Source organism: Brevundimonas sp. (genome assembly GCF_035627055.1).
In the GTDB taxonomy this organism is placed as follows: domain Bacteria; phylum Pseudomonadota; class Alphaproteobacteria; order Caulobacterales; family Caulobacteraceae; genus Brevundimonas.
This window is the reverse complement of sequence record NZ_DASPMM010000009.1, coordinates 76,240-99,472: the sequence shown is the minus strand read 5'-3', so window position 1 is coordinate 99,472 and position 23,233 is coordinate 76,240. Positions and strand designations below refer to the sequence as shown.

21 protein-coding genes, 1 tRNA gene and 1 pseudogene are annotated in these 23,233 nt (G+C 70.8%); 15 read left to right on the top strand and 8 right to left on the bottom strand.

What is annotated here, in order from left to right:
• Positions 1-3: 3 nt before the first annotated feature.
• The 5 genes and pseudogenes from VEA98_RS03715 (at position 4) to phnE (ending at position 6,683) form a co-directional block, all read left to right on the top strand.
• Positions 4-2,802 (top strand): pitrilysin family protein, encoded by a 2,799-nt coding sequence (locus VEA98_RS03715; protein WP_324811128.1) that lies wholly within the window; start codon positions 4-6, stop codon positions 2,800-2,802.
• A gap of 122 nt (positions 2,803-2,924) precedes the next feature.
• Complete coding sequence (gene phnC / locus VEA98_RS03710; RefSeq protein WP_324811127.1) at positions 2,925-3,722, top strand: phosphonate ABC transporter ATP-binding protein; 798 nt, start codon at positions 2,925-2,927, stop codon at positions 3,720-3,722.
• Positions 3,719-4,723, top strand: coding sequence for a phosphate/phosphite/phosphonate ABC transporter substrate-binding protein (gene phnD, locus VEA98_RS03705; protein WP_324811126.1), 1,005 nt, complete (start codon positions 3,719-3,721; stop codon positions 4,721-4,723). The genes phnC and phnD (VEA98_RS03705) overlap by 4 nt, the downstream gene beginning before the upstream one ends.
• A 118-nt stretch (positions 4,724-4,841) precedes the next feature.
• Positions 4,842-5,690, top strand: a pseudogene (gene phnD, locus VEA98_RS03700) (phosphate/phosphite/phosphonate ABC transporter substrate-binding protein); the annotation flags it as partial.
• Between the two features lie 147 nt (positions 5,691-5,837).
• Positions 5,838-6,683, top strand: coding sequence for a phosphonate ABC transporter, permease protein PhnE (phnE, locus tag VEA98_RS03695; protein ID WP_324811142.1), 846 nt, complete (start codon positions 5,838-5,840; stop codon positions 6,681-6,683).
• A gap of 74 nt (positions 6,684-6,757) precedes the next feature.
• Here the strand turns inward: phnE and thrS are convergent, their stop codons facing one another.
• From thrS to VEA98_RS03675, 4 genes are read right to left on the bottom strand one after another with little or no spacing between them, the layout of a single operon-like run.
• Entirely contained in the window at positions 6,758-8,683 is a 1,926-nt protein-coding gene (gene thrS / locus VEA98_RS03690; protein ID WP_324811125.1) for a threonine--tRNA ligase, read from the bottom strand.
• Positions 8,680-8,931, bottom strand: a complete 252-nt coding sequence (gene yidD / locus VEA98_RS03685; protein WP_324811124.1) for a membrane protein insertion efficiency factor YidD — start codon at positions 8,929-8,931, stop codon at positions 8,680-8,682. The genes thrS and yidD overlap by 4 nt, the downstream gene beginning before the upstream one ends.
• 44 nt (positions 8,932-8,975) lie before the next feature.
• Positions 8,976-9,446 carry an iron-sulfur cluster assembly scaffold protein gene (locus VEA98_RS03680; RefSeq protein WP_324811123.1) on the bottom strand — a complete coding sequence of 157 codons (471 nt, stop codon included), beginning with the start codon at positions 9,444-9,446 and terminating at the stop codon, positions 8,976-8,978.
• A 57-nt stretch (positions 9,447-9,503) separates the two neighbouring features.
• Positions 9,504-10,307 carry a tetratricopeptide repeat protein gene (locus tag VEA98_RS03675; RefSeq protein ID WP_324811122.1) on the bottom strand — a complete coding sequence of 268 codons (804 nt, stop codon included), beginning with the start codon at positions 10,305-10,307 and terminating at the stop codon, positions 9,504-9,506.
• An 85-nt stretch (positions 10,308-10,392) separates the two neighbouring features.
• On the opposite strand from VEA98_RS03675, the gene VEA98_RS03670 reads away from it, so the two are divergent.
• Together VEA98_RS03670 and VEA98_RS03665 are read left to right on the top strand one after the other, a co-directional pair.
• Positions 10,393-11,781: a leucyl aminopeptidase family protein gene (locus VEA98_RS03670; protein ID WP_324811121.1), complete on the top strand. Its 1,389-nt coding sequence runs from the start codon at positions 10,393-10,395 to the stop codon at positions 11,779-11,781.
• Positions 11,782-11,850: 69 nt separating this feature from the next.
• Complete coding sequence (locus VEA98_RS03665; RefSeq protein ID WP_324811120.1) at positions 11,851-12,651, top strand: NlpC/P60 family protein; 801 nt, start codon at positions 11,851-11,853, stop codon at positions 12,649-12,651.
• On the opposite strand, the gene queG is transcribed toward VEA98_RS03665, so the two are convergent.
• From queG to VEA98_RS03650, 3 genes are all read right to left on the bottom strand, one after another.
• Positions 12,642-13,763: a tRNA epoxyqueuosine(34) reductase QueG gene (gene queG / locus VEA98_RS03660; RefSeq protein WP_324811119.1), complete on the bottom strand. Its 1,122-nt coding sequence runs from the start codon at positions 13,761-13,763 to the stop codon at positions 12,642-12,644. The two genes, VEA98_RS03665 and queG, sit on opposite strands and share 10 nt — an antisense overlap.
• 124 nt (positions 13,764-13,887) lie before the next feature.
• Positions 13,888-14,571, bottom strand: coding sequence for a glutathione S-transferase family protein (locus VEA98_RS03655; RefSeq protein WP_324811118.1), 684 nt, complete (start codon positions 14,569-14,571; stop codon positions 13,888-13,890).
• Positions 14,572-14,610: 39 nt separating this feature from the next.
• A complete protein-coding gene (locus VEA98_RS03650; protein ID WP_324811141.1) occupies positions 14,611-15,549 on the bottom strand; it encodes a cation diffusion facilitator family transporter in 939 nt (312 codons plus the stop codon).
• Positions 15,550-15,679: 130 nt separating this feature from the next.
• On the opposite strand from VEA98_RS03650, the gene VEA98_RS03645 reads away from it, so the two are divergent.
• On the top strand, positions 15,680-16,867 hold the full coding sequence (locus tag VEA98_RS03645; RefSeq protein ID WP_324811117.1) for a citrate/2-methylcitrate synthase: 1,188 nt from the start codon (positions 15,680-15,682) through the stop codon (positions 16,865-16,867).
• A gap of 27 nt (positions 16,868-16,894) precedes the next feature.
• Entirely contained in the window at positions 16,895-17,698 is an 804-nt protein-coding gene (locus tag VEA98_RS03640; protein ID WP_324811116.1) for an undecaprenyl-diphosphate phosphatase, read from the top strand.
• Between the two features lie 4 nt (positions 17,699-17,702).
• On the opposite strand, the gene VEA98_RS03635 is transcribed toward VEA98_RS03640, so the two are convergent.
• Positions 17,703-18,695: a complex I NDUFA9 subunit family protein gene (locus VEA98_RS03635; protein WP_324811115.1), complete on the bottom strand. Its 993-nt coding sequence runs from the start codon at positions 18,693-18,695 to the stop codon at positions 17,703-17,705.
• A gap of 174 nt (positions 18,696-18,869) precedes the next feature.
• Between VEA98_RS03635 and VEA98_RS03630 the strand changes: the two genes are divergently transcribed.
• From VEA98_RS03630 to rpoN, 6 genes are all read left to right on the top strand, one after another.
• A tRNA-Leu gene (locus VEA98_RS03630) sits at positions 18,870-18,956 on the top strand.
• Positions 18,957-19,027: 71 nt separating this feature from the next.
• Complete coding sequence (locus tag VEA98_RS03625; RefSeq protein WP_324811114.1) at positions 19,028-19,642, top strand: ribonuclease D; 615 nt, start codon at positions 19,028-19,030, stop codon at positions 19,640-19,642.
• Positions 19,642-20,298 (top strand): LPS export ABC transporter periplasmic protein LptC, encoded by a 657-nt coding sequence (gene lptC / locus VEA98_RS03620; RefSeq protein WP_324811113.1) that lies wholly within the window; start codon positions 19,642-19,644, stop codon positions 20,296-20,298. The genes VEA98_RS03625 and lptC overlap by 1 nt, the downstream gene beginning before the upstream one ends.
• 2 nt (positions 20,299-20,300) lie before the next feature.
• Positions 20,301-20,777 carry an LptA/OstA family protein gene (locus VEA98_RS03615; protein ID WP_324811112.1) on the top strand — a complete coding sequence of 159 codons (477 nt, stop codon included), beginning with the start codon at positions 20,301-20,303 and terminating at the stop codon, positions 20,775-20,777.
• A 21-nt stretch (positions 20,778-20,798) separates the two neighbouring features.
• Complete coding sequence (lptB, locus tag VEA98_RS03610) at positions 20,799-21,590, top strand: LPS export ABC transporter ATP-binding protein (RefSeq protein WP_324811111.1); 792 nt, start codon at positions 20,799-20,801, stop codon at positions 21,588-21,590.
• 108 nt (positions 21,591-21,698) lie between these two features.
• Entirely contained in the window at positions 21,699-23,213 is a 1,515-nt protein-coding gene (gene rpoN / locus VEA98_RS03605) for an RNA polymerase factor sigma-54 (protein ID WP_324811110.1), read from the top strand.
• The last annotated feature ends 20 nt before the right edge of the window (positions 23,214-23,233 follow it).

Genomic DNA, 23,233 nt, shown 5'->3' with positions numbered 1-23,233 from the left:
GTCATGCGCCGCACCGCCTTCGCCGCCGTATTCGCTCTGGCTCTGGCGGCGGGCGCGCCGCCGGTCCTGGCCCAGTCGTCGCAGCCGGTCCCCGCCGCCGAGCTGGCCCAAAGCGTCGACATCCCGTTCGAGGAGTTCACGCTCGACAACGGCCTGCGGGTCGTCGTCCACACCGATCGCAAGGCGCCGGTCGTCGCCGTCGCGGCCTGGTACAACGTCGGCGCCAAGGACGAGCCGGAAGGCCAGACCGGCTACGCTCACCTGTTCGAGCACATCGGCCTGTTCAATCCGACCGAAAACCTGCCCGGCGGCCTGATGGAGCCGCTGCGCGCCATCGGCGCCACCGACTGGAACGGCACCACCTGGTTCGACCGCACCAACTTCTTCCAGACGGTCCCGACCTCGGCCCTCGACCAGGCGCTCTATATGGAGAGCGACCGGATGGGGCACCTCTTGGGCGCGCTCAATCAGGAGCGGCTCGATAACCAACGCGGCGTGGTCCAGAACGAAAAGCGCCAGGGCGACAATCAGCCGTTCGGCCTCGTCTACTATGCCCAGCTGGAAGCGCTCTTCCCGCCCGGCCACCCCTACCGCCACTCCACCATCGGCTCGATGGCCGATCTGGACGCGGCCAGTCTGGAAGACCTGCGCCAGTGGCACCGCGACAACTACGGGCCGAACAACGCCGTGCTCGTCATCGCCGGCGACATCGACGCGGCCACGGCCCGGCAGAAGGTCCAGCAGTATTTCGGGCACATCCCGCGTGGCGCGACCAATGAGCCGGCGCAGGCCGACATCCCGACCTTGCCGGCCCGCATCGACCAGCTGATGCATGACCGGGTGCCCAACACCCGGCTGTACCGCACCTGGGTCGTCCCCGGCCTGTTGGCCGAGGAGTCGGCGGACCTGCAGGTGGCCGCCTCTGTGCTCGGCGGTCTGGCCAGTTCCCGGCTCGACAACGCCCTGGTGCGCGGCGACGAGACCGCCACCTCGGTCGGGACCGGCTATCAGGCCTTCCATCGCATCGGCATGTTCACGGTCACCGTCGACGTCAAACCGGGTCAGGACGCCGACGCCGTGTCGCGCAAGCTGGACGCGCTGATCGCCGACTTCATCGCCAACGGCCCCACCGGGGACGAGATCGCCCGCACCGTCACCAGCAGCCTTTCCGGCCAGATCCAGGCGCTGGAGCCGGTCGGCGGCTTCGGCGGCAAGGCCGTGGTGCTGGCCGAGGGCGAGCTCTACGCCGACGACCCCGGCTTCTACCGCCGGGAGCTGGCCGCCATGGGCGCCGTCACCCCGGCCTCGGTCAAGGCCGTGATGGACCGTTGGCTGACCCGTCCGGTTCTGGCCACGCGCGTCGATCCCGGCGAGCGCGAGCCCTACGCCGAGGCCGCCGACAACCGGCCTGCGCCCGCTCCGGCCGACCCGCTGCCCTTCACGCCGCGCGAGCCGATGCCGCCGGTCGGGCCGATGAAGGCGCTGGACTTCCCCGCCGTCGAACGCGCCCGCCTGTCGAACGGCATGGAGGTGATCTACGCCCGCTCGACCACGGCGCCGGTCACCCGGGTGGCCGTGGAGTTCAACGCCGGCGTCGCCGCCGACCCCGCGGACGCGCCCGGGACCCAGCGCCTGATGCTGGATCTGCTGACCGAGGGCACGACCAGCAAGACCGCCGTCCAGATCGCCGAGGAGGCCGAACGGCTGGGCGCCAATGTCGGCGCCTTCGCCTCCGTCGACCGCACCACGGTGGCGCTGAACGCCGTCAGCCCGAACCTGGCGCCGTCGCTGGACCTGCTGGCCGACGTGATCCGCAATCCCGCCTTCCGCCCCGCCGATCTCGAGCGCCGCCGCAACCAGCAGCTGGCCTCCATCGCCCAGGAGCAGACCTCGCCGAACGGCATGGGCGCGCGCGTCCTGCCGGTGGTCCTCTACGGCCCGGATCACCCCTATGGCCGCGCCTGGTCCGGCCTCGGCGCTGCCGAGGCTGTGCGCGGGCTGGACCGCGACGACCTGATCGCCTTCCATCAGCGCTGGGTCCGGCCCGACAACGCCCAGCTGTTCATCGTCTCGGACAAGCCGCTGTCCGAGCTGACGCCGCTGCTGGAGGCCCGCTTCGGCGCCTGGGCCGCGCCCGCCGAGCCGAAGGGGAGCAAGGCCTTCGATGCGCCCATACCGGCGCCGCGGCCCCGCATCGTGCTGGTCGATCGCCCGCAGTCGCCCCAGTCGCTGATCCTCGGCGGCGTCGTCCTGCCGGTCACCGGACAGGATGACCTCGTCACCGTGACCGCCGCCAACGAGGTCATCGGCGCCGGCTTCCTGTCCCGCATCAACCAGGACATCCGCGAGACCCGCGGCTGGTCCTACGGGGTCAACGGCCGCCTCAACCCGCTGGAGCGCCAGACGCCCTACATCGTCAATGCGCCCGTCCAGTCCGACCGCACCGGCGAGTCCATCGCCGCCCTGATCGACCAGTACCGCGCCTTCCTCGCCGACCGCGGCGTCTCCGCCGCCGAGCGTGAGCGCACCGTCAACGGCAACGTTCGACAGCTGCCGGGCAGCTTCGAGAGCTCGGCCAATGTGCTCAACGCCCTGCGCACCAACGCCCTCTACGGCCGGCCGGACAACTACTGGGAGACGCTGGCGCCCCGCTATGAGGCCATGACCGCCGCCCAGATGGATGCCGAGGCCCGCCGGGTGCTGGACGATGACATGGTCTGGGTCGTGGTCGGCGACGCCGCGGTGGTCCGCCCCCAGCTGGAGGGTCTCGGCCTGGAGGTGGAGGTCCGCCCGGCGCAGTAGCCGACCGGGCGGCCCTGCTGCCGTCACGCTGGACGAAATCGTCGCGGCCGTGCCATTAAGGCTTGCCCCAAGGGCCCGTTCGGGCCATGCGGCGCGCCCCTGCAACCGCCGACAGTCTGTCCATGACCGCATCCGCCGCCGCCGTCGCGTCCGTTCGGGACGTGTCCAAGACCTTTGGCGCCCGCAAGGCGCTGAACGGCGTGTCTGTCGAGGTCGGCGCCGGCGAGATGGTCGCCCTGATCGGTCCGTCCGGTTCGGGCAAGTCGACCCTGCTGCGCTCGATCACCGGCCTTCAGACCATCGATCCGGGCAAGGGCGTCATCGAGGTCTTCGGCCAGACGGTTCAGAAGAACGGCCGCATCACCGGCCAGGTGCGCGCGGCGCGCCAGAAGCTCGGCATGATCTTCCAGCAGTTCAACCTGGTCGGCCGGCTGTCGCTGTTCTCCAACGTCATGCTGGGCGTCCTCGGCCGCATCCCTGGCTGGCAGGGCGTGCTCGGCGTCTGGCCGGCGGCGGACAAGCGCAAGGCCATGGAGGCGCTCCACCGCGTCGGCGTCTCCGACTACGCCGCCCAGCGCGCCAACACCCTGTCCGGCGGCCAGCAGCAGCGCGGCGCCATCGCCCGCGCACTCGTCCAGGGCGCCCGGGCCATCCTCGCCGACGAGCCCGTCGCCTCGCTCGACCCCGTCTCGGCCCGCAAGGTCATGGAGCTGCTGGTCGAGCTCAACCAGCGCGACGGACTCGGCGTCATCGTCACCCTGCACCAAGTCGACTACGCCATCCGCTACTGCGACCGCGTCATCGCCCTCAAGGCCGGCCAGATCGTCTACGACGGCCCCGCCACCGGCCTGGACACGAAGCAGCTGATCGACATCTACGGTCCCGAGTTCGAGGACGCGTTCTGGGAAGCCAAGGCATGAGGCTTTCGAACTCTGCTCGCCGGTTCGGCGTTGGGGTTCTGGCCGCCGTCGCCCTGGGCCTGGCCGGATGCGACCGCGGCGACCACGTGGCGGCCGGCGACGCGCCTGACGAGATCACCTTCTCCATCCTCTCGGCCCAGGGCCAGGCCTCGGCAGACCCGCTCTGGCGCCCGCTTCTGGACGACCTGTCCAAGGCGGTCGGGGCGCCGGTGGAACCGCATTTCGCCTCCACCTATTCGGCCTTGATCGAGGACATGCGGCAGGGCCGCACCCAGGTCGCCTGGTTCTCGGCCCAGCCCGCCATCAGCGCCATGGAAACCGCCGGCGCCGAGATGATCGCGCGCACGGTCAACGCCGACGGCGCCGACAGCTATCGCTCCCTCCTGATCGTCAGGCGCGGGTCCGGCATCACCCTGAAGGACGTGCTGGACTGCGGGAAGGGCTACCGCTTCGGGATCGGCGACCCGCAGTCGACCTCGGGCACGCTCGCGCCGCTGACCTTCCTGTTCAATCCGGGTCGGGTCCGGCCGGAGACCTGCTTCGCCTCGGTCAAGTCCGGCAACCATGAGAACAACGCCTCCGAGGTCGCCGCCGGCGTCCTCGACGTCGCGACCTCGAACAGCGTCACCATCGAGACGATGCACCGCCGCAATCCCATGATGGCGGCCCAGATCGAACAGATCTGGCAGTCCCCGCCCATCCCCGAGGGCGGCATCGTCGTTCGCGGCGATCTCGACCCGGCCCTGAAGGAGAAGATCCGCAGCTTCTTCCTGACCTACGGCCAGGGGGGCGGCGCCGAGGGTGAGCGGCAGCGCCGCGTTCTCGCCGCCCTGGGCTATTCGCGCTTCAGCGCTGTCGAGGACAATTATCTCGACCCGGTGCGCGAGCTGATGGCCGACCAGGCGCTGGCCGCCGCCCGCGTCCGGGGCGACGCCGCCGCAGCCGCCTCCGCCGAGCGCGAGCTGCAACGGCTGCGCCTCCGGCGGGAGGTGCAGCCGTGACCTGCGCCGCCGTCATCCAGCACTCCCGTCCCTTGGCCGCCCCGGGCCACCCGGATATCGAAGCCATGAACATTATTCACGCTCCCGCCCCCGGTGACGCGTTCCGGAGCGTCCGCGCATGAGCCGCCTTCGCAACATCCTCGCCGGCGTCCTGGCCCTGGCTGTCGTCCTGTGCGGCCTCGCGCCCGCCGGGGCGGCCTCGGCCCAGTCCCGGCGCCCGGACAAGATCGTCTTCACCGTGCTGTCAGCCGAGGGCCAGGCCTCTTCGGGCCCGATCTGGCAGCCCCTGCTGGACGACCTCGAACGCGAGCTCGGCCTGCCGGTCGAACCGGTGTTCGGCTCCAACTACAGCGTGCTGGTCGAGGCGATGCGCGCCAACCAGGCCCAGATCGGCTGGTTCTCGGCCTTGCCGGCCGTGCAGGCCATCGACCGTTCGCACGGCGAAGTCATCGCCCGCACCGTCGATCTCGAGGGCAAGGATTCCTACGTCTCGACCATCATCGTGAAGAAGGGCTCAGGCATCACGATTGAGGACGTGGCCCGCTGCGGCAAGCGCTACACCTTCGGCATCGGCGACGCCCAGTCGACCTCCGGCACCCTGGCCCCGATGACCTATTTCTTCGGCCCGCGGGGAATCGACCCGACGGAGTGCTTCTCGACCGTCCGCTCGGCCAACCACCAGAACAACGCCTTCTCGGTCGCCAACGGCCAAGTGGACGTCGCCACCTCCAACTCGGTCAACACCGTCTTCCTGCGCCGCCAGAACCCCCAGATCGCCGACAAGATCGAGGAGATCTGGCAGTCGCCGCCGATCCCGGAGTCGGGCATCGTCATCCGCTCCGACCTGCCGGCCGACCTCAAGGCCCGGATCAGGCGCTTCTTCGTCACCTATGGCCAAGGCTTCGGCCCCGAGGCCGAGCGCCAGCGCCAGGTGTTGGCGGGCCTGAACTATTCGCAGTTCCGCGCCGCCGAAAACAGCTATCTCGACCCGATCCGCGAGATGAAGGCCGACCAGGCCCGTCGCGAGGGCCGCCCGCCCGAGGTCGCCCCGCCGGCCAGCGCCGGGACCCTGATCGGCCGCTGGTGGCCCTTCGCCCTGATCGCCGTTCTGGCGCTGGTGGCCATCGCGCTCAACCTCGCGCCCCGCCCGGGCCAGGTGGCTGGCGATCCGACCCAGGTGCCCGAACCCCCGAAGAAGTCCCTCGCCGCCTGGTCGCTGGACGTCCTGTTGTGGGGCGGCTTCGCCATCATGCTGCTGGCCGCCTTCGACAAGGTCGATCTGCCCAACATCCTCAACCTGTTCTCGAACAGCCAGAATATGAGGGAGTACGGACGCGACTTCCTCAATCCTGACTTCAGCGACTTGCGCTCGCTGGTCGGCCTGATGTGGCTGACCGTGCAGATCGCCCTGTGGGGCACCTTCCTGGCGGTCTTCCTCGCCGTCCCGCTCAGCCTGATGGCCTCGCGCAACCTGTCGCCCGCCTGGCTGGTCTGGCCGGTGCGCCGCGTCATGGATCTGATGCGCTCCATTCCCGACCTGGTCATCGCCACCCTGTTTATCGTCGCCGTCGGCCTGGGTCCTCTGGCGGGGGTTCTGGCCATCGGCCTGAACACCGCGGGCGTCCTCGCCAAGCTATTCTCCGAGGCCGTCGAGTCGATCGACAAGGGGCCCATCGAGGGCGTCAAGGCGACCGGCGGCGGCCGCCTGCACGAGATCACCTGGGGCGTCATCCCGCAGGTCGCCCCGCTATGGACCAGCTTCGCCCTCTACCGCTTCGAATCGAACAGCCGCGCCGCCACCGTGCTCGGCCTGATCGGCGCCGGCGGCATCGGCCAAGCCCTGTTCGAAAGCCTGCAGGCCTTCGAATACCGCACCGTCTCAACCATCGCGATCGTCATCGTCGTGGCCGTGACCCTGATCGACATGCTCAGCCAGGCCATGCGCAAGCGGCTGCTGTAACCACGAACGCAAACACACAACGAAAAGCCCGCCCCTGCGTCGCAAGGGCGGGCTTTCTGTTTCAGCAGATCAAATCAGCCCCGACGCAGGTCCGGCGGCGTCGCCTCTTCGGTCAGGATGCGGATGGCCTCCTCGACCGACACCACCTCCTGCGCCTGCGAGCCCAGGCGGCGGATCGCCACCTTGCCTTCGGCGGCCTCGTTCTTGCCGACCACGGCGATGACCGGGACCTTGCCGACCGAGTGCTCGCGCACCTTGTAGCCGACCTTCTCGTTGCGCAGGTCGAGCTCGGTCCGCAGGCCCGCAGCCTTGAACCGCGCCTGCACTTCGCGGGCGTAGTCGTCGGCCTCCGAGACGATGGTCGCCACCACCGCCTGCGTCGGCGCGAGCCACAGCGGGAAGGCGCCGGCGTAGTTCTCGATCATGATGCCGATGAACCGCTCGAAGCTGCCCAGGATGGCCCGGTGCAGCATCACCGGCCGGTGCTTCTGGCCGTCCTCGCCGATGTACTCCGCGCCCAGCCGTTCCGGCAGGACGTAGTCCAGCTGGATGGTGCCGCAGGTCCATTCGCGGCCGATGGCGTCCTTGACCACGAAGTCGAGCTTGGGCGCGTAGAAGGCCCCGTCGCCCTCGGTGACGACCGGCTCGGTCCCCGCCGCCCGGGCCGACTCGGCCATCAGCGCCTCGGCCTTGTCCCAGAATTCATCCGAGCCCGCGCGGACTTCGGGCCGGGTGCCAAGGCTGATGTAGGCGGTCTCCATGCCGAGGTCGGCGTGGACCGAGCGGGCCAGTTCGATGAAGCGCGACGTCTCGTCGACGATCTGGTCCTCGCGGCAGAAGATGTGGGCGTCGTCCTGGGTGAAGCCGCGCACCCGCATCAGGCCATGCAGGGCGCCCGACGGCTCATAGCGGTGACAGGCCCCGAACTCGGCCATCCGCAACGGCAACTCGCGGTACGAACGCTGGCCGATGCCGAAGATCTGCACATGGCCCGGGCAGTTCATCGGCTTGAGGGACAGGGTCTCGCCCTCGACCGTCTCGCAGACGAACATATTGGGCCGGTATTTCTCCCAATGGCCCGACTTCTCCCAGAAGGTGCGGTCCAGCACCTGCGGCGTCTTGACCTCGACATAGCCGGCGGCGTCCAGCCGGCGGCGCATATAGGCTTCGATGACCTGCCACAGCACCCATCCCTTCGGGTGCCAGAAGACCATGCCGCGGCCCTCTTCCTGCATGTGGAAGAGCTCCATGGCGCGGCCGATCTTGCGGTGGTCGCGCTTCTCCGCCTCCTCGACCCGCTGCAGATAGGCGTCGAGATCGTCCTTCGAGGCCCAGGCCGTCGCATAGATGCGCTGCAGCTGCGGATTGCGGTGGTCGCCGCGCCAGTAGGCGCCGGCCAGCTTGGTCAGCTTGAAGGCCTTGCCGACAAACTTCGTGGACGGGAAATGCGGCCCGCGGCACAGGTCGACCCAGTCGCCCGTGGCGTAGGTGGTGATCGTCTCGTCCGCCGGCAGGTCGCGGATCAGCTCGGCCTTGAACGTCTCGCCCTTGGCCTCGAACAGCCGGATCGCCTCGTCCCGGTCCCAGACCTGACGCACCAGCTTCTCGTCGCGATCGACGATCTCGGCCATCTTCTTCTCGATGGCGGCGAAGTCGTCGGTCGAGAACGGCTCCTCGCGGAAGAAGTCGTAATAGAAGCCATCCTCGATGGCCGGACCGATGGTGACCTGGGTGCCGGGGAACAGCTCCTGCACCGCCTGGGCGAGGATGTGCGCGGCGTCGTGGCGAATGGTCTCCAGCGCGTCGGGATCGTCGCGCATGATCAGGCGGAAGGCGCCGCCGCTCTCCAGCGGACGGTCGAGGTCCCACTGCTTGCCGTTGATCTCGGCCAGGGCGGCGCGCTTGGCCAGCGACGGCGAGATGGAGGCGGCGACGTCCCGGCCCGTGGACCCTTCCGGGTATTCGCGCGTGGCGCCGTCGGGGAATTTCAGTTCGATCATCGTTTCGTCTTTGCAGGCGGCGGAACCGGGTCATAGCCCGATTTGCCGAGAGGATGGCATTTGCAGAGGCGCCGGACCGTGAGCCATCCCCCCTTGATCGGGCCGTGCTGGATCAGCGCGTCCCGGCCGTAGTCGGAGCAGGTCGGCAGGAACCGGCACTGCTGTCCAATCAGGGGCGACAGCGTCAGCTTGTAGCCGCGATGGGCCAGCCGGACGCCGCGTTCGTAGAGATTATCGCCGGGAGCCATGTCGCCGCGCTTATCCCCCGCCAGACGCGCGGGGGCAACGGGCGCTAGGCAGCGCCGGCGAGGCTAGTTCGCGTGTCGGGGCTCTTACGGGCGAGCGCCTGATTCACGGCGTCCAGCGTGGCTTCGATGGCGACCATGGTCGAGGCGTGCCGCGCCGGATAGTCGGCGACCAGCCTCAGCGCCCGCAGCCCCTCGAACCGGCCCCCGGGGCCCTCGCCGCCCGACTTGAGCATCGCCGTCATGGCGTCGCGCGCCGCCGCGATCTCGTCGGCCGAGGCGCCAAGGACGCTCTCGCCCAGCACGCCCGCAGCCGCCTGACCGAGGGCGCAGGCCTTCACATCCTGCGCAAACTCGAGGATCCGCCCCGCGTCGTCCAGCACGACATCGACGACGGCCTTCGAGCCGCACAGCTTGGCCACCCGCTCGCCCGTGCCCTGCGGCGCGGCCAGCCGCCCGCTGTGCGGCATATTGGCCGCCAGCTTGAGGATGCGCGCGCTGTAGAGCTCGTCGATCATGGCCTGAAGATAGGCGGGCGGGCGGCTCGCGTGAAGCCCGCGCCCGGACGCCCCGTTTCAGCCGCCCTGCAGCGAGCCCCAGGTCCGGGCCTGGTCGCCGGCGCCCGATCCGGCCCGCGCCCGCAGCCATTCCAGGTTCCGGTCGGCGGCGTCCGGCGGCAGGTCGCGGCGCATCATCTGCTCCGCCTCGTCCATCTTGCCGTTCAGGCCCAGCGCCATGGCCAGGTTCAGCCGCACCTTCAGCGACGCGCCCGGCTGGGCGGCGGCGCGGCGCAGCAGCGGTTCGGCGGCGGCGGTGTCGCCCCGGGTCATGGCCGAGATGGCCATATTGGTCAGCACGTCGGGATTGTCGGGCGACAGCTGCAACGCCCGCGCCCAGGCGGTCTGGGCGTCCTGCGCGCGCCGCACCTGCTCATAGGCCGCGCCCAGCAGGGACCAGGCCCGCCAGTCGTCCGGCCGTGCGTCCCGCGCCTTCTCCAGCGCCGCCACCCCATAGAAGGCGTGGCCCCGGGCGATGTGGCCCCGGCCGACCTCGAGCATGGCCTCGACATTGTCCGGCTGCACCAGCAGCACCCGCTCGGCCATGTCGGCGGACTGTTCGTAGCGGCCCAGCTCACGCAGCGCCTGGGCCGCCTTGACCCCGGCGACCGGATCCAGCGGATTGATGTCGGCCTGTTCGGTCCAGAACACCGAGCGGCTCAGCGGATCGGCCCGGTCGTAGGCGGCGCGCGCCTCGGCGCTGGCCGGCGTCCGCTGCGCGGCGGCGGCGGGCGCGGCCTGCTGCGCCAGGACCGGCGCCGCGGGCATCAGGGCGGCCGCGAGCAGGACGATGGTTGCGATACGGGCGGTCGTGCGCGACATGGAAGGGCGCTCCGGAAGGTTCGGGCTCCAGACTCGGCCCTTCGCGTCAATCCTTGGTTAAGATCGGCCGCAAAGGCTTCCCGCGATGTCCGTCCTCCACCCCGACTTGCTGACCACCGAGGACGAGGGCGCGCTCCCGGTCCGGATCGTGCCGAAGGACGCCCCTATCGAGGGCGTCTGGAGCGCCTGGGCGCGGTCCAACGATTTCACCGGCAAGGCCGGCCAGCTTCTGCTCCTGCCCTGTTCCGACGACGGCGTCTCCGGCGCCCTGTTCGGCGCCGGGGAGGCCTTCGACCCGATGACCGCCCGCGCCCTGGCGTCGAAACTGCCCGAGGGCCTGTGGCGGCTGGAAGGCCTGGAGCCCGGCCAGTCCGCGGCGGCCGCGCTGGCCTTCGCGCTGGGGGCCTACCGCTTCGACCGGTACAAGGCCCGGTCCGCAGGCCAGGCCCGCCTCGCCGTCGGCCCGGAGATCGACGCCGCCGCCACCCTGCGCATCGCCGCCGCCTGCGCCCTGGCCCGCGAGATGGTCGACACCCCCGCCGCCGACATGGGGCCGCTGCAGATCGAGACCATCGCCCGCGAGATCGCCCAGGCCGCCGGCGCCTCCGTCACGGTCACCACCGGCGACGCCCTGCTGGACGACAACTACCCCGCGGTCCACGCCGTCGGCCGGGCCGCCGCCCCGCACCGCGCGCCGCGCGTCATCGAACTGGGCTGGAACCTCGACCGCGCCGACCTGCCGCTCGTGGCCCTGGTCGGCAAGGGCGTGGTCTTCGACTCCGGCGGCCTCGACATCAAGGCGGCCGCCGGCATGCGCAACATGAAGAAGGACATGGGCGGCTCGGCCCACGCCCTCGCCCTCGGCCGCCTTGTCATGCAGGCCGGCCTGCCGGTGCGGCTGGTGATTCTGGTCGCCGCCGTCGAGAACGCCATCTCCGCCGACGCCTTCCGGCCCGGCGACATCCTCAACAGCCGCAAGGGCCTGACCATCGAGATCGGCAACACCGATGCCGAGGGCCGGCTCATCCTCGCCGACATCCTCGCCCGGGCCGCTGAGCATTCGCCCGACCTGACCCTGGATTTCGCCACCCTGACCGGCGCCGCCCGCATCGCCCTCGGCCCGGAACTGCCGCCGCTCTACAGCGAGGACGCGGCCCTCGTCGCCGACCTGCTGGAAGCCTCCCGCGCCGTCGGCGATCCGCTGTGGCCGATGCCGCTGTGGCCCGGCTACCGCGCCGCCCTCGACAGCGAGATCGCCGACGTGCGCAACGACTCCGCCGCCTGGGCCCAGGCCGGCTCCGTCACCGCCGCCCTGTTCCTGCAGAAATTCGCCCCGACCACGGGGGCCTGGGCGCACATGGACATCTTCGCCTGGAACCCCCGCGCCCAACCCGGCCGTCCCGAGGGCGGCGAGGCGCAGGGCCTGCGCGCCTGTTTCGAAATGCTGTCCCGCCGGTTTCCGGCGCCACGATAAAGCCTCCGTTCGTTAACGGCCCTTTCGGCATATCGCGCCATCCTGACGGTTCAACCGGACGCGCCTTGCTTGATCCCAGACGCCGCCACGCCTGACCCCCGCACCACGCTCGCAAGGCCCGACCTGGCCGAGCAGGCGCTGGAGGGGCTCGTGCGCGCCCGGGCCTATCGCCCCGCCGATCCGATGCACGCCGCCGTGCCCTTCGCCGACATCCACGCCGAGGCCGACCCCGCCTCCGAGCGCATCGACCAGCTGATCTACGGCGAGGCCTTCGATGTGCTGGACCGCAAGGGCGATCGCCTGTGGGGCCGCGCCCGCCGCGACGGACTCGTCGGCTGGGTTTCGGCCGCGGCGGTGAAGCCCGGCGCACGCCTGCCGACGCACCGCGTCGCCGCCGTCGCCGCCAGCCTGCCGCTCAACGCCCTCGTCGCCGACGCGGGCGAGATCGCGCCCGACGACCTCGCCCCCATCGGCGCCTTCGAGAGCGATCCTGTCGCGGTGGCCGAACGCCTGCTCGGCGTTCCGCACAGCCTCGGCGCCCGCTCCTCGACCGCCACCGACGGCTCCGGCCTGGTCCAGCAGGCGCTCTACGCCTGCGGTCTCGCCGGCCCCCGCCATGCCGATCAGCAGGCCGAACTCGGCCACGGCGTCGACCGTTCGGACACCCGCCGCGGCGACCTCGTCGTCTGGCTCGCCGAACCGGGCGTTCACAGCTGGACCGGCCACTCGGCCTTCATGCTCGACGCCGACCGCGTGCTCCACGCCACCGCCCATCACGGCGCCGTGGTCATCGAGCGCTTGGCCGAGGCCGACGCCCGCTGCCGCGCCGACGGCTTCCACGCGCCGGTGTTCCGCCGCCTTCAGGTCTGATCGCCGGTCCATTCGGCGCGTACGGAGGCGTCCGCCTCGCCCTCCAGCCGGTCCGCCCGCAGCCCCGCGAACGCCGCCTCGTCCATCAGCCGCGACAGCGCCCACACCGCCGCGCCCCGCACCAGCGGCGCCGCATCGTCCAGTAGCCGACGGGCCGGCCCGATCAGCTCGGCATCCGCGCTGTTGCCGATCGCATACAGAACATTCCGCACGAACCGGTCGCGGCCGATCCGCTTGACCGGGCTCTTCGAGAACAGCGCCCGGAACGCCGGGTCGTCCAGCCCCGCCAGCTCCGCCAGCCGCGGCGACACCAGCGCCTCGCGCGCCTGCACCCGCGCCTCGTGCGAACTCACCGCGAACTTGTTCCATGGACAGACGGCCAGGCAGTCGTCGCAGCCGTAGATGCGCGACCCCGTCATCGGCCGGAACTCGACCGGCCACGGCCCCGCGAACTCGATGGTCAGGTAGGACAGGCAGCGCCGCGCATCCAGCTGGAACGGCGCCGGAAACGCCTGGGTCGGACAGATGTCCAGACAGGCGGTGCAGGCCCCGCAATGCTGCTCCTCCGGCGCGTCCGGCTCCAGCTCGGCGGCGGTCAGTATGACGCCCAGAAACAGCCAGTTGCCCCGGCTGCGCGACAGCAGATTAGTGTGCTTGCCCTGCCAGCCGAGTCCCGCCCGCTGCGCCAGCGGCTTCTCCATCAGCGGGGCGGTGTCGACGAACACCTTGACCTCCTCGCCGGACCGCGCCGCGACCTGCCCGGCCAAAGTCTTCAACCGGCCCTTGATCAGCTCGTGATAGTCGTCGCCGCGTGCATAGACCGAGATGTATCCCGCCGAGGCGTCGTCCATCTCGGGCAGCGGATCATGCCCCGGCCCGTAGTTCAGCCCCAGCACGATGGCGGTCTTCGCCTCCGGCCACATCGAGGTCGGATGCGCCCGCCGCTCCAGCGTCGTCTCCATCCAGCCCATGTCGCCGTGCCGGCCGGCCCCGACGAAATGCGCCAGCCGCTCTCCGGCGCTCCACGGCTCCGAGGCGGACGCGAACCGGCACACGTCGAAGCCCAGGCCGGAAGCGGCGTCGCGGATGGATGTCTTGAGGCGGTCGCTCAACGGGCGCGGTCCGGGGGAAGGGGAGTGCTAGTGCTGGTGAGCACGAGGCGAGCAACGGGCGGGTTGGCCGTAGCCGCAGCGGCTCACCGCTCGCTCACTAGCACTAGCACCCCCGACCGGCACGTCAGAAGTCGAGGTCGTGATACCAGGCGGACGGCTGGACCCCCGGGAACCGGTCGGCCAGCAGGGGCCGGAAGCAGGGCCGCGACTTCAGCTTCATGTACCAGGTCTTGATCGCCGGCCAGGCGCCCCACGGCACCTCGCCGAAATAGTCGAGCACCGACAGGTGCGCCGCGGCGACCACGTCGGCCTGGGTGATGCGGCGGCCGGCCAGGGCGTCGCGGGCGGCCAGCAGGCCCTCCAGCATGCCCAGATGCGCCTTCAGCGACTCCCGCCCCGCCCGCAGCGCCCGCGCCTCGGGCGGCCCCAGGCGAAGCAGCGGCTTCTCCATCCGCTCGTGCAGCAGCACGGCGTTGACCTCGTCATTGAAGCGGCGGTCGAACCAGCCGACCAGCCGCCGCGTCTCGGCCCGCTCGCCCGGATCGGACGGCATCAGGAACGGCTCCTTCGAGCGGTCCTCCAGCCAACCCAGGATGGCGGCGGGTTCGCACAGGGTCAGGGCCCGCCCGCCCTCGGTGGTCTGCAGCACCGGCGGCATGCCCGACGGGTTCAGGCTGGCCACCGGGCAGCCGTCTTCCCAGGGCCGGACGATGGTGTCGGTGAATTCGACCCTGGCCTCGCCCAGCGCCAGCCGCGCGGCGCGCGAGCCGGGGTCGAAGGGGAAATGATACAGGACGCTGGCCGACATGACCGATGCATGCGGCACAGGGCGTTAAGCCCACGTTAGCTATGGAGCCGCCGGCGCGTCCTCGGGCCCTGAAACGGGGACGGAGGTCGCCGGCGCCGCCCCTCTCGGATCGGGATGGATCAGGATGTCGGCGCGGGGATAGGCCTCGAGGATCCGCTGCTCCGCCCCGACCACGATGGCGTGGGCCTGTTCCAGCGTCAGGCTCGGCTCAAGGTCGACGTGCATCTGGATCATCATCACTGACCCGGCCATGCGGCTGCGCAGCTGGTGCACCCCGGTGATGCGCGGATCGACCAGCACGGCGGTGGTGATGGCGATCCGGTCGGCGTCCGGGACGGCGCGGTCCAGCAGGTGGTCGGCCGCCTCCCTGAGCAGGCCGAGCGCGCCCCAGAACAGCCAGACGGCGACGATCAGCCCGGCCGCCGCGTCCAGACCCGGCGCGGCCAGGAAGGTCCCGGACACCACCCCGATCAGCACCACCGCGCCGGCGGCCATGTCGGCGGCGTAGTGGGCGCGGTCCGCCTTGACCGCCATCGAGCCGCTGCGGCGGATGGCCCGGTCCTGCATCCAGACCAGCCAGCCGGTCAGGGCGATCGAGATCAGGACGACCATGACCGCCCAGTAGCCCGAGCTCACCGGACGCGGATCGAAGATGCGCTGCACCGCCTCCCAGCCGATGAACACGGCCGAGGCGAAGATCAGGCCGGCCTGCACCAGCGCCGCCATCGCCTCGCCCTTTCCGTGGCCGTAGCGGTGCTCGGCGTCCGGCGGGGCGGCGGCCCAGCGCACGGCGAAGAAGGTGGCCAGCGACGCCACCAGGTCCAGCGCCGAATCGGTCAGGGAAGCGAGCATGGCCACCGAACCGGAGGCGCCGAGGGCGAAGGCCTTCAGCGCGATCAGCACCACGGCCACGCCGACCGACAGGCGCGTCACGCTGCGGGCGGCCAGATGAGCGTCGTCGTGGGGCGTCGTGGTCATCGCCGTCTTGTCGCGGAAAGCGTCGGCGGCGCCAAGCGCGCCGGCGGGCGTTAGCGGCATCGTCACGAAATGGCCCCATGCTGCGCGCCGCATGGACCCTTGGAGGTCCGTCAGGCCTTTCGGAGGCGACATGCAGTCGGCAGGGACGGCATCGCAGGCCGGCCGCTGGATCGGACGCGGCGAGGCTCTGGCCCGGTTGGGGGTCAAGGCCCAGACCCTGTACGCCTACGTCAGCCGCGGCCGCATCGCCGCCCGGCCCGATCCGGACGATCCCCGCCGCAGCCTCTACGCCGTCTCCGACATCATCCGGCTGAGCGGGGACGAACCGGCCGCCGCCGCCGGGATCGGCCAGTGGCTGCCGCCGCCCGAGGAGTCGGAGGCGCAGGACCTCGAAATCCGGTCGTCGGTGTCGGTGAGCGACGGCCGCAGGCTGTTCTACCGCGGCATGGACGCGGTCCAGCTGGCCGAGTCGGCCACCCTCGAGGACGTGGCGCGGCGGATGTGGGACGCCCGGGCGGGCAATCCCTTTGTCGAGGTCCGCCCCCGCGTCGGGACCATGCCCGGTCATTCGGCCCGCGGCCGGCTGTTCTCCGCCCTCGCCCGCAGGGCCGAGGAGGACGCGGAGCTCAAGCCTCGCCCGCCCGAATCCCTGCGCGTCGAATGCGCCCGCGTCCTCGACGAGGCCGTCGACGCCGTGGCCGGCCCCGGCCCCCGGCTGTTCCTCCATCAGCGGCTGGCGCGGACCTGGAAGGTGCGCGAGCCCGACGCCCACCTGGTTCGTCGCGCCCTGGTGCTGGCCGCCGACAGCGGCCTTGACGCCCCCGCTCTCGCGGCGCGGGCCGCCGCCGCCGGGGGCGCCTCCCTCGCCGGCGCGGCCCTGGCCGGACTGGCGACCGTGGCCGGCGCCCCGACCCTCATCGACCTGGCCAGGGAGTCCGACTGGGTCGTCGCGGTTCGCCGTCAGGCGGCCGATGCGGCGCGGCGCGCTCATGAAGCGGGCGCGCTGTACGGGTTCGGCGATCCCGCCTGGCCCGGCGGAGATCCGCGCGCCGCCGCCCTTCTCGCCGTCGCCGACCTGCCTCAGGATCTGGCCAGGGCCCTGCGCGAGGGCGAGGAACTGACCGGCCGCCGCCCCGCCTTCACGCTCGCCCTGGTCGCAGTCGCCCGCCGGCTCGAGCTCCCGCGCGATGCGCCCGCCGACCTTCTGATGATCGGTCGCCTGGCAGGACTGCTGGCCCATGCGCTCGACCAGATCACGAACGGCTCGCCTATCCGGGCGCGCCTGCGCTATGTGGGTCCCGAACCGGGCGCGAACTGATCCGCCTGACCTTTATCGGGGATGCGGATGGCGGACTGGCTGGCGGCGATCATTCTTGGCCTGGTCGAGGGTCTGACCGAGTTCATTCCGGTCTCCTCCACTGGCCACCTGCTGCTGGCCAAACAGGCGCTCGGGCTCGGCGACGAGCCGTGGGATACCTTCATCGTCATGATCCAGCTGGGCGCCATCCTCGCCGTGGTCGCCCTCTATTTCCAGCGTCTCTGGAAGGTCCTGCTCGGACTGCCGGGCAAGGACCCGGCGGCGCGGATGTTCGCCCTGTCGGTGCTGCTGGCCTTCATCCCGTCGGCCATCGTCGGCCTTCTGTTCCACGACTTCATCAAGGAGGTGTTGTTCAACACCACCATCGTCTGCATCACCCTGATCGTCGGCGGCTTCGCCCTGATCGCGCTGGAGCGCTGGGCCCCGGTCCCGCGCGAGCACGACGCGATGAAATTCTCGTGGAAGACCGCCCTGGGCGTCGGCCTGTTCCAGTGCCTGTCGATCATCCCGGGCGTGTCGCGCAGCGGCGCCACCATCGTCGGCGGCTTGCTGCTGGGCGTCGAGAAGCGGGCGGCGGCGGAATTCTCCTTCTTCCTCGCCATCCCGACCATGGTCGCCGCCTTCGGCCTCGACTTCTGGGAAAGCCGCGACCTGATCACCGCCGACGTCGCCGGCGTCATCGCCATCGGCTTCGTCGTCTCCTTCGTCAGCGGACTGTTCATCGTCCGCTTCCTGATCGACTTCGTCGGCCGCTACGGCTTCGCCCCCTTCGCCGGATGGCGCATCCTGGTCGGGTTCGTCGGCCTGCTGGGGATGTGGCTGTACGCCTGAGCCGTCAGGCCTGGACCGTGGCCGCCGTGTCCGTCGGCCGTTCCGAGAACTGCCCGCCGCGCCGGTAGCGCCACAGATAGGCCGGCGCGATCGCCTCGATGCCGGTCGGCTCGATGCCGAGCGCGTCCAGACCGTCCGCGCTCCCGGCGACGACGTTGTCGCTCTCCAGCAGCGCCGCCTGGTCCCGGGTCAGCACCGGCGCGACCCCGACGAGGCTGGTCAGCTGCGCCAGCGATCCGATCGCGCGGGCCGCGAAGAAGGGCAGGGGCACAAGCCCGTTCCGCCGCCGCGTCTCGCGCAGGACCAGCTTCAGGATGTCCTCGAAGGTCATGACCTGCGGCCCGCCCAGCTCGAAGGTGCGCCCGGCCGCGTCGGGCCGCTCCACGGCGCGGACGATCGCCTCGGCCGCGTCGCCGACATAGACGGGCTGGAACCGGGTCTGCCCGCCGCCGAACAGCGGCAGGACCGGGGCCATCGAGGCCATGGCCGCGAATTTGTTCAGGAAGCCGTCGCCCGAGCCGAACACCACCGACGGCCGGACGATCACCGCGTCGGGCTTGGCTTCGCGCACGGCCATTTCGCCGGCGGCCTTGGTGCAGGCGTAGGTGGAGGCGCTCTCCGGATTGGCCCCCAGGGCCGAGACGTGCACCAGCCGGTCGATCCCGGCCGCGGCGCAGGCGATGGCGATGTTGCGCGCGGCCTCGACGTGCACCGCCTGGAACGACTGTGACCCGCTCTCGTACAGCACGCCGATCAGATTGACGGCGGCGTCCGCGCCCTGCAGCGCCGTCTCGACCTGGGCCGGGTCGGTCGCGTCGCACCGCACCGCCTGGATCTGGCCGACGTGGCCCGAGGTCTGCAGCTTGTAGGCCCGGTCGGGCCGCCGCCCCGCGACGCGGATGCGCCAGCCGCGGCGCGCCAGGATCCGGACGACCTGGCCGCCGACAAAGCCGGAGCCGCCGAAGACGGTGATCAGGCCGGGCGCGACTTCGCTCATGACAGACTCCAGAGGCGGGACGGCCGATGCGGAACCGGCCTCGGCGCGGGGATTAGACGATGGTCCCGACGGCTGCAACGCAAACAGGACAAAAGCCTGTTGACCCGCCCCGGGGGCTGCCTTAAGGGTCCGCGCCTTCCGGACGGGAACGCGCGAAAGCGGGAACCGGTCTGGGCCCAGATGGCGGAATTGGTAGACGCGCTGGCTTCAGGTGCCAGTGGCTGAAAGGCCGTGGAGGTTCGAGTCCTCTTCTGGGCACCATTATTTCGACGGCGCCGTGTCCTAGCGATACGGCGCCGTTCGTTTATGGTCCCCTGCATGAGAGCGCCGACATGACCGTATTCCTGCACGAAGGCGACCTGCCCAACGGCCTCGACCTGGGCCCGGAGGTCGCGATCGATTCCGAGACCATGGGCCTGCGCTTCCGCCGCGACCCGCTGTGCGTGGTGCAGCTCTCCGCTGGCGACGGCGACGCCCACGTCGTGCGCATGCGCCGCCCCGGCTACGACTGCCCCAATCTGAAGCGGCTGCTGACCGATCCGGCGGTGCTGAAGCTGTTCCACTTCGGCCGCTTCGACATCGGCATGTTCCAGCTCCACCTCGGCGTCGAGACCCGCCCGGTCTACTGCACCAAGATCGCCTCGAAGTTGGCCCGCACCTACACCGACCGCCACGGCCTGAAGGACGTCGTGCGCGAACTGGCGGGAGTCGACCTGTCCAAGGCCCAGCAGAGCTCGGACTGGGGCGCGGAGACCCTGACCCCCGCCCAGCTGGAGTACGCCGCCTCCGACGTCCTCTACCTGCACGCGGTGAAGGCCCGCCTCGACGAGATGCTCGAGCGAGAGGGCCGCGCCGAACTGGCCCGCAAATGCTTCGACTTCCTGCCTTCGCGGTCCGCGCTGGACCTCGCCGGCTGGGACGAGATGGACATCTTCGCGCACAGCTGATGACCGAACCGGGCGACACGCGCGACCAGGCGGACGAGGCCCGCATCGCCGCCACGGCGAAGGCGTTCCGCGCCCGCTCCCGCCGCGTGCAGCTGCTGCGCCGAATCCTGCCGGTCGCCATCATCGTCCTGGCCGGCGGCACGATCAGCTGGATCGTGTTGCGCAGCGTCATCTCGGACGTCGAGCGCAAGGCCGGGGCGAGCCGGGAGGTCACCCTCGAGAAATCCCGCTTCCTCGGCCAGGACGCCCAGGGCCGCAGCTTCGTGGTCGGCTTCGAGCGCGCCGTGCGCGACGCCGAAACCGGCCGCTTCCGTCTGGTCGGCCCCGCCCTGCGGCTCAATCTCGGCGGCCGCAAGGTCACCACCCTGACCGCCGACGGCGGCGTCTACGACGAGGCTGCGAAGACCGTGACCATCGGTCCGAACGTGCGAATCTCGGACGGCGGTTCGGGTTTCACCCTCGTCACGCCCGAGGCGGTGGTGAACACCTCGACCGGCATCGTGACCGGCTCGAAGGGCGTCCAGGGCTCCGGCCCCCTTGGAACCGTCACCGCTTCGTCCTATGCGATCTATGAACAGGGCGAACGGGTCGTGTTCAGCGGCTCGGGTGATAACAAGGTGCGCGGGACCATCAACGCCGCGAGGTCGGACGGATGAGCATGACCAGAACCCTGACGACGGCGGCGATCGCCCTGGCCCTCATGGCGCTGCCCGGCATCGGCGGCGCGCAGAGCTTCCAGAGCGGACAGCCGATCATGTGGGGCGCCGATGAGGTGTCGCGCACCCCCACCGCCCTGTCCCTGCGGGGACGCGCCGAGCTGACCCAGGGCGACAACCGCATCCGCGCCGACCGCGTCGAGGGCGTGATCGCCAACGGCGGCCTCAGCCGCGTCGAGGCGACCGGCAACGTCTATTTCGTCACCCCCGACCAGACCATCCGCGGCGACCGCGCCGTCTACACCCCGGCCAACGACACCATCGTGCTGACCGGCGACGTGATCCTGACCCAGGGCGAGAACGTCATGACCGGCGGCCGCCTGACCTACAACACCCGCACCGAGTCCGCCCAGATGGACGGCGCCGGCGAGGGCGGCCGCGTCCAGGGCGTCTTCTATCCTGAACGCAGCGGGACCTGAGCCCCGGCTCGGACTGACCCTTTGGCCCGCAAGGAACTCTCAGCTCTCAACGTCAATGACGCCGCCGCCGAGCCGGCGGCCGAGGCCCCTCGCGCCACCGGCCTGCGGGTCCAGAACATCGCCCGCTCCTTCGGCCAGCGGCAGGTCGTGCGCGACGTCTCCCTGCACGTCCAGCGCGGCCAGGTCGCCGGCCTGCTCGGCCCCAACGGCGCCGGCAAGACCACCTGCTTCTACATGATCACCGGCCTGATCCCCCCGGACAGCGGCCGGATCTTCCTCGACGGCGAGGACATCACCGCCCAGCCCATGTACCAGCGCGCCCGCATGGGCCTCGGCTATCTGGCGCAGGAGGCCTCGATCTTCCGCGGCATGACGGTCGAGCAGAACGTCCGCGCCGTCGTCGAACTGCATCACACCGGCCGTCAGGCCATCGCCGACGAGACCACCCGACTGCTCGAAGAGCTGCGCATCGACCACCTGCGCCAGGCGCCGGCCTCCGGCCTGTCCGGCGGCGAACGGCGCCGCTGCGAGATCGCCCGCGCCCTCGCCGGCCGCCCGTCCTTCATGCTGCTGGACGAGCCCTTCGCCGGCATCGACCCCCTGGCCATCGCCGACATCCGCCAGGTCATCCGCTATCTGGCCGGCGAGGGCATCGGCGTGCTGATCACCGACCACAATGTCCGCGAGACGCTGGAGATCATCGACCACGCCTCGATCATCTCGGGCGGCTCGGTCCTGTTCGAGGGCAAGGCCGAGGACGTCATCCGGGACCCCGAGGTGCGCCGCGTCTACCTCGGCGACATGTACGGCTGAGCCCCGACCCGCGCCGGGCGCCGACGCTTAGACCCCCGTTAACCGTTCCGGCCACACAGTGGCCGCAGCAAGTTTCGGGCCACTCGGCCCGGCAGGGGGCTGCGGACGGTGCTCGGACAAAGGCTGGAGATACGTCAGGGGCAGGGGCTCGTCATCACGCCCCAGCTGCAGCAGGCGATCAAGCTGCTGCAACTGTCGAACCTCGAGCTGGACGCTTTCGTCGAGGCCGAGCTCGAGAAGAATCCGCTGCTCCAGCGCGAGGACGCCGAGCCGGCCGGCGAGATCGACGCCCCGGCTCAAGAGACCGCCGACGCCTCGGAAATGAGCTTCGACGAAGGCCGCGTCCAGGACGCCGACCGCACCCTCGACGCCCGCTCCGACGACGTCTACGGCGACGCCAGCCCGGGCGAGCGCACCTCGGACCGCATGGAGGACGTGGGGACCGGCGAGGCCCAGCCCGGTCTCAACGACTGGTCCCGCGCCGGCTCGGGCGGCGGCCTGCCGGACGGCGAGGGCCGCGAACAGCCCGACAGCCGCGAGGCCACCCTGTGGGAGCACCTGCAGGCGCAGGCGTCGCAGGCCGGCTTCAGCCCCGCCGACCACGCCATCGCCCTCAGCCTGATCGACGCCGTGGACGAGGGCGGCTACCTGCGCGGCGACCTCGCCGAGGTCGCCGACCGGCTCGGCGTCGCGCTGGACCGCGTCGAAGCGGTCCTGACCACCTGCCACGGCTTCGAGCCGACCGGCATCATGGCCCGCTCCGTTCCCGAATGCCTCAAGCTGCAGCTGATCGAGCGCAACCGCTTCGATCCGGCCATGCAATGCCTGCTCGACAACCTCGACCTGCTGGCCAAACGCGACCTGACCGCCCTGAAGAAGGCCTGCGGCGTCGACGGCGAGGACATGGCCGAGATGATCGCCGAGCTGAAGGCCCTGACGCCGCGCCCGGGCGCCGGCTTCGGCGGCGAGCCGGCCCAGACCGTCATCCCGGACGTCCACGTCCGCCCCGATCCGGCCGGCGGCTGGAAGGTCGAGCTCAACGCCGACACCCTGCCGCGCCTGATCATGGACAAGCGCTATCACGGCGTGGTCGCCGCGGGCGCGCGCTCCGACACCGAGAAGACCTTCGTCGCCGAATGCGCGGCCCAGGCCAGCTGGCTGGTCAAGTCCCTCGACCAGCGGGCCAAGACCATCCTCAAGGTTTCGTCCGAGATCGTGCGCCAGCAGGACGCCTTCCTCGCCTTCGGCGTCGAATTCCTCCGGCCGCTGAACCTGAAGACGGTCGCCGACGCCATCGGCATGCACGAGTCCACCGTCAGCCGCGTCACCTCCAACAAATACGTCTCGACCCCGCGCGGCGTCTTCGAGCTGAAATTCTTCTTCACCGCCTCGCTCCAGTCGTCCGACGGCGGCGCGGCCCATTCGGCCGAGGCGGTGCGTCATCGCATCAAGGCGATGATCGACGGCGAAGCGCGCGATGGCGACGTTTTGTCCGACGACCGGATCGTCGAGATTCTTAACGAGGCCGGCATCGACATCGCCCGCCGCACCGTCGCCAAGTACCGGGAAGCGTTGCGGATTCCGTCTTCCGTCCAGCGCAAGCGGATGCTCAGGGTCGGCTGAAGCCTTGCCACAAAACTGTG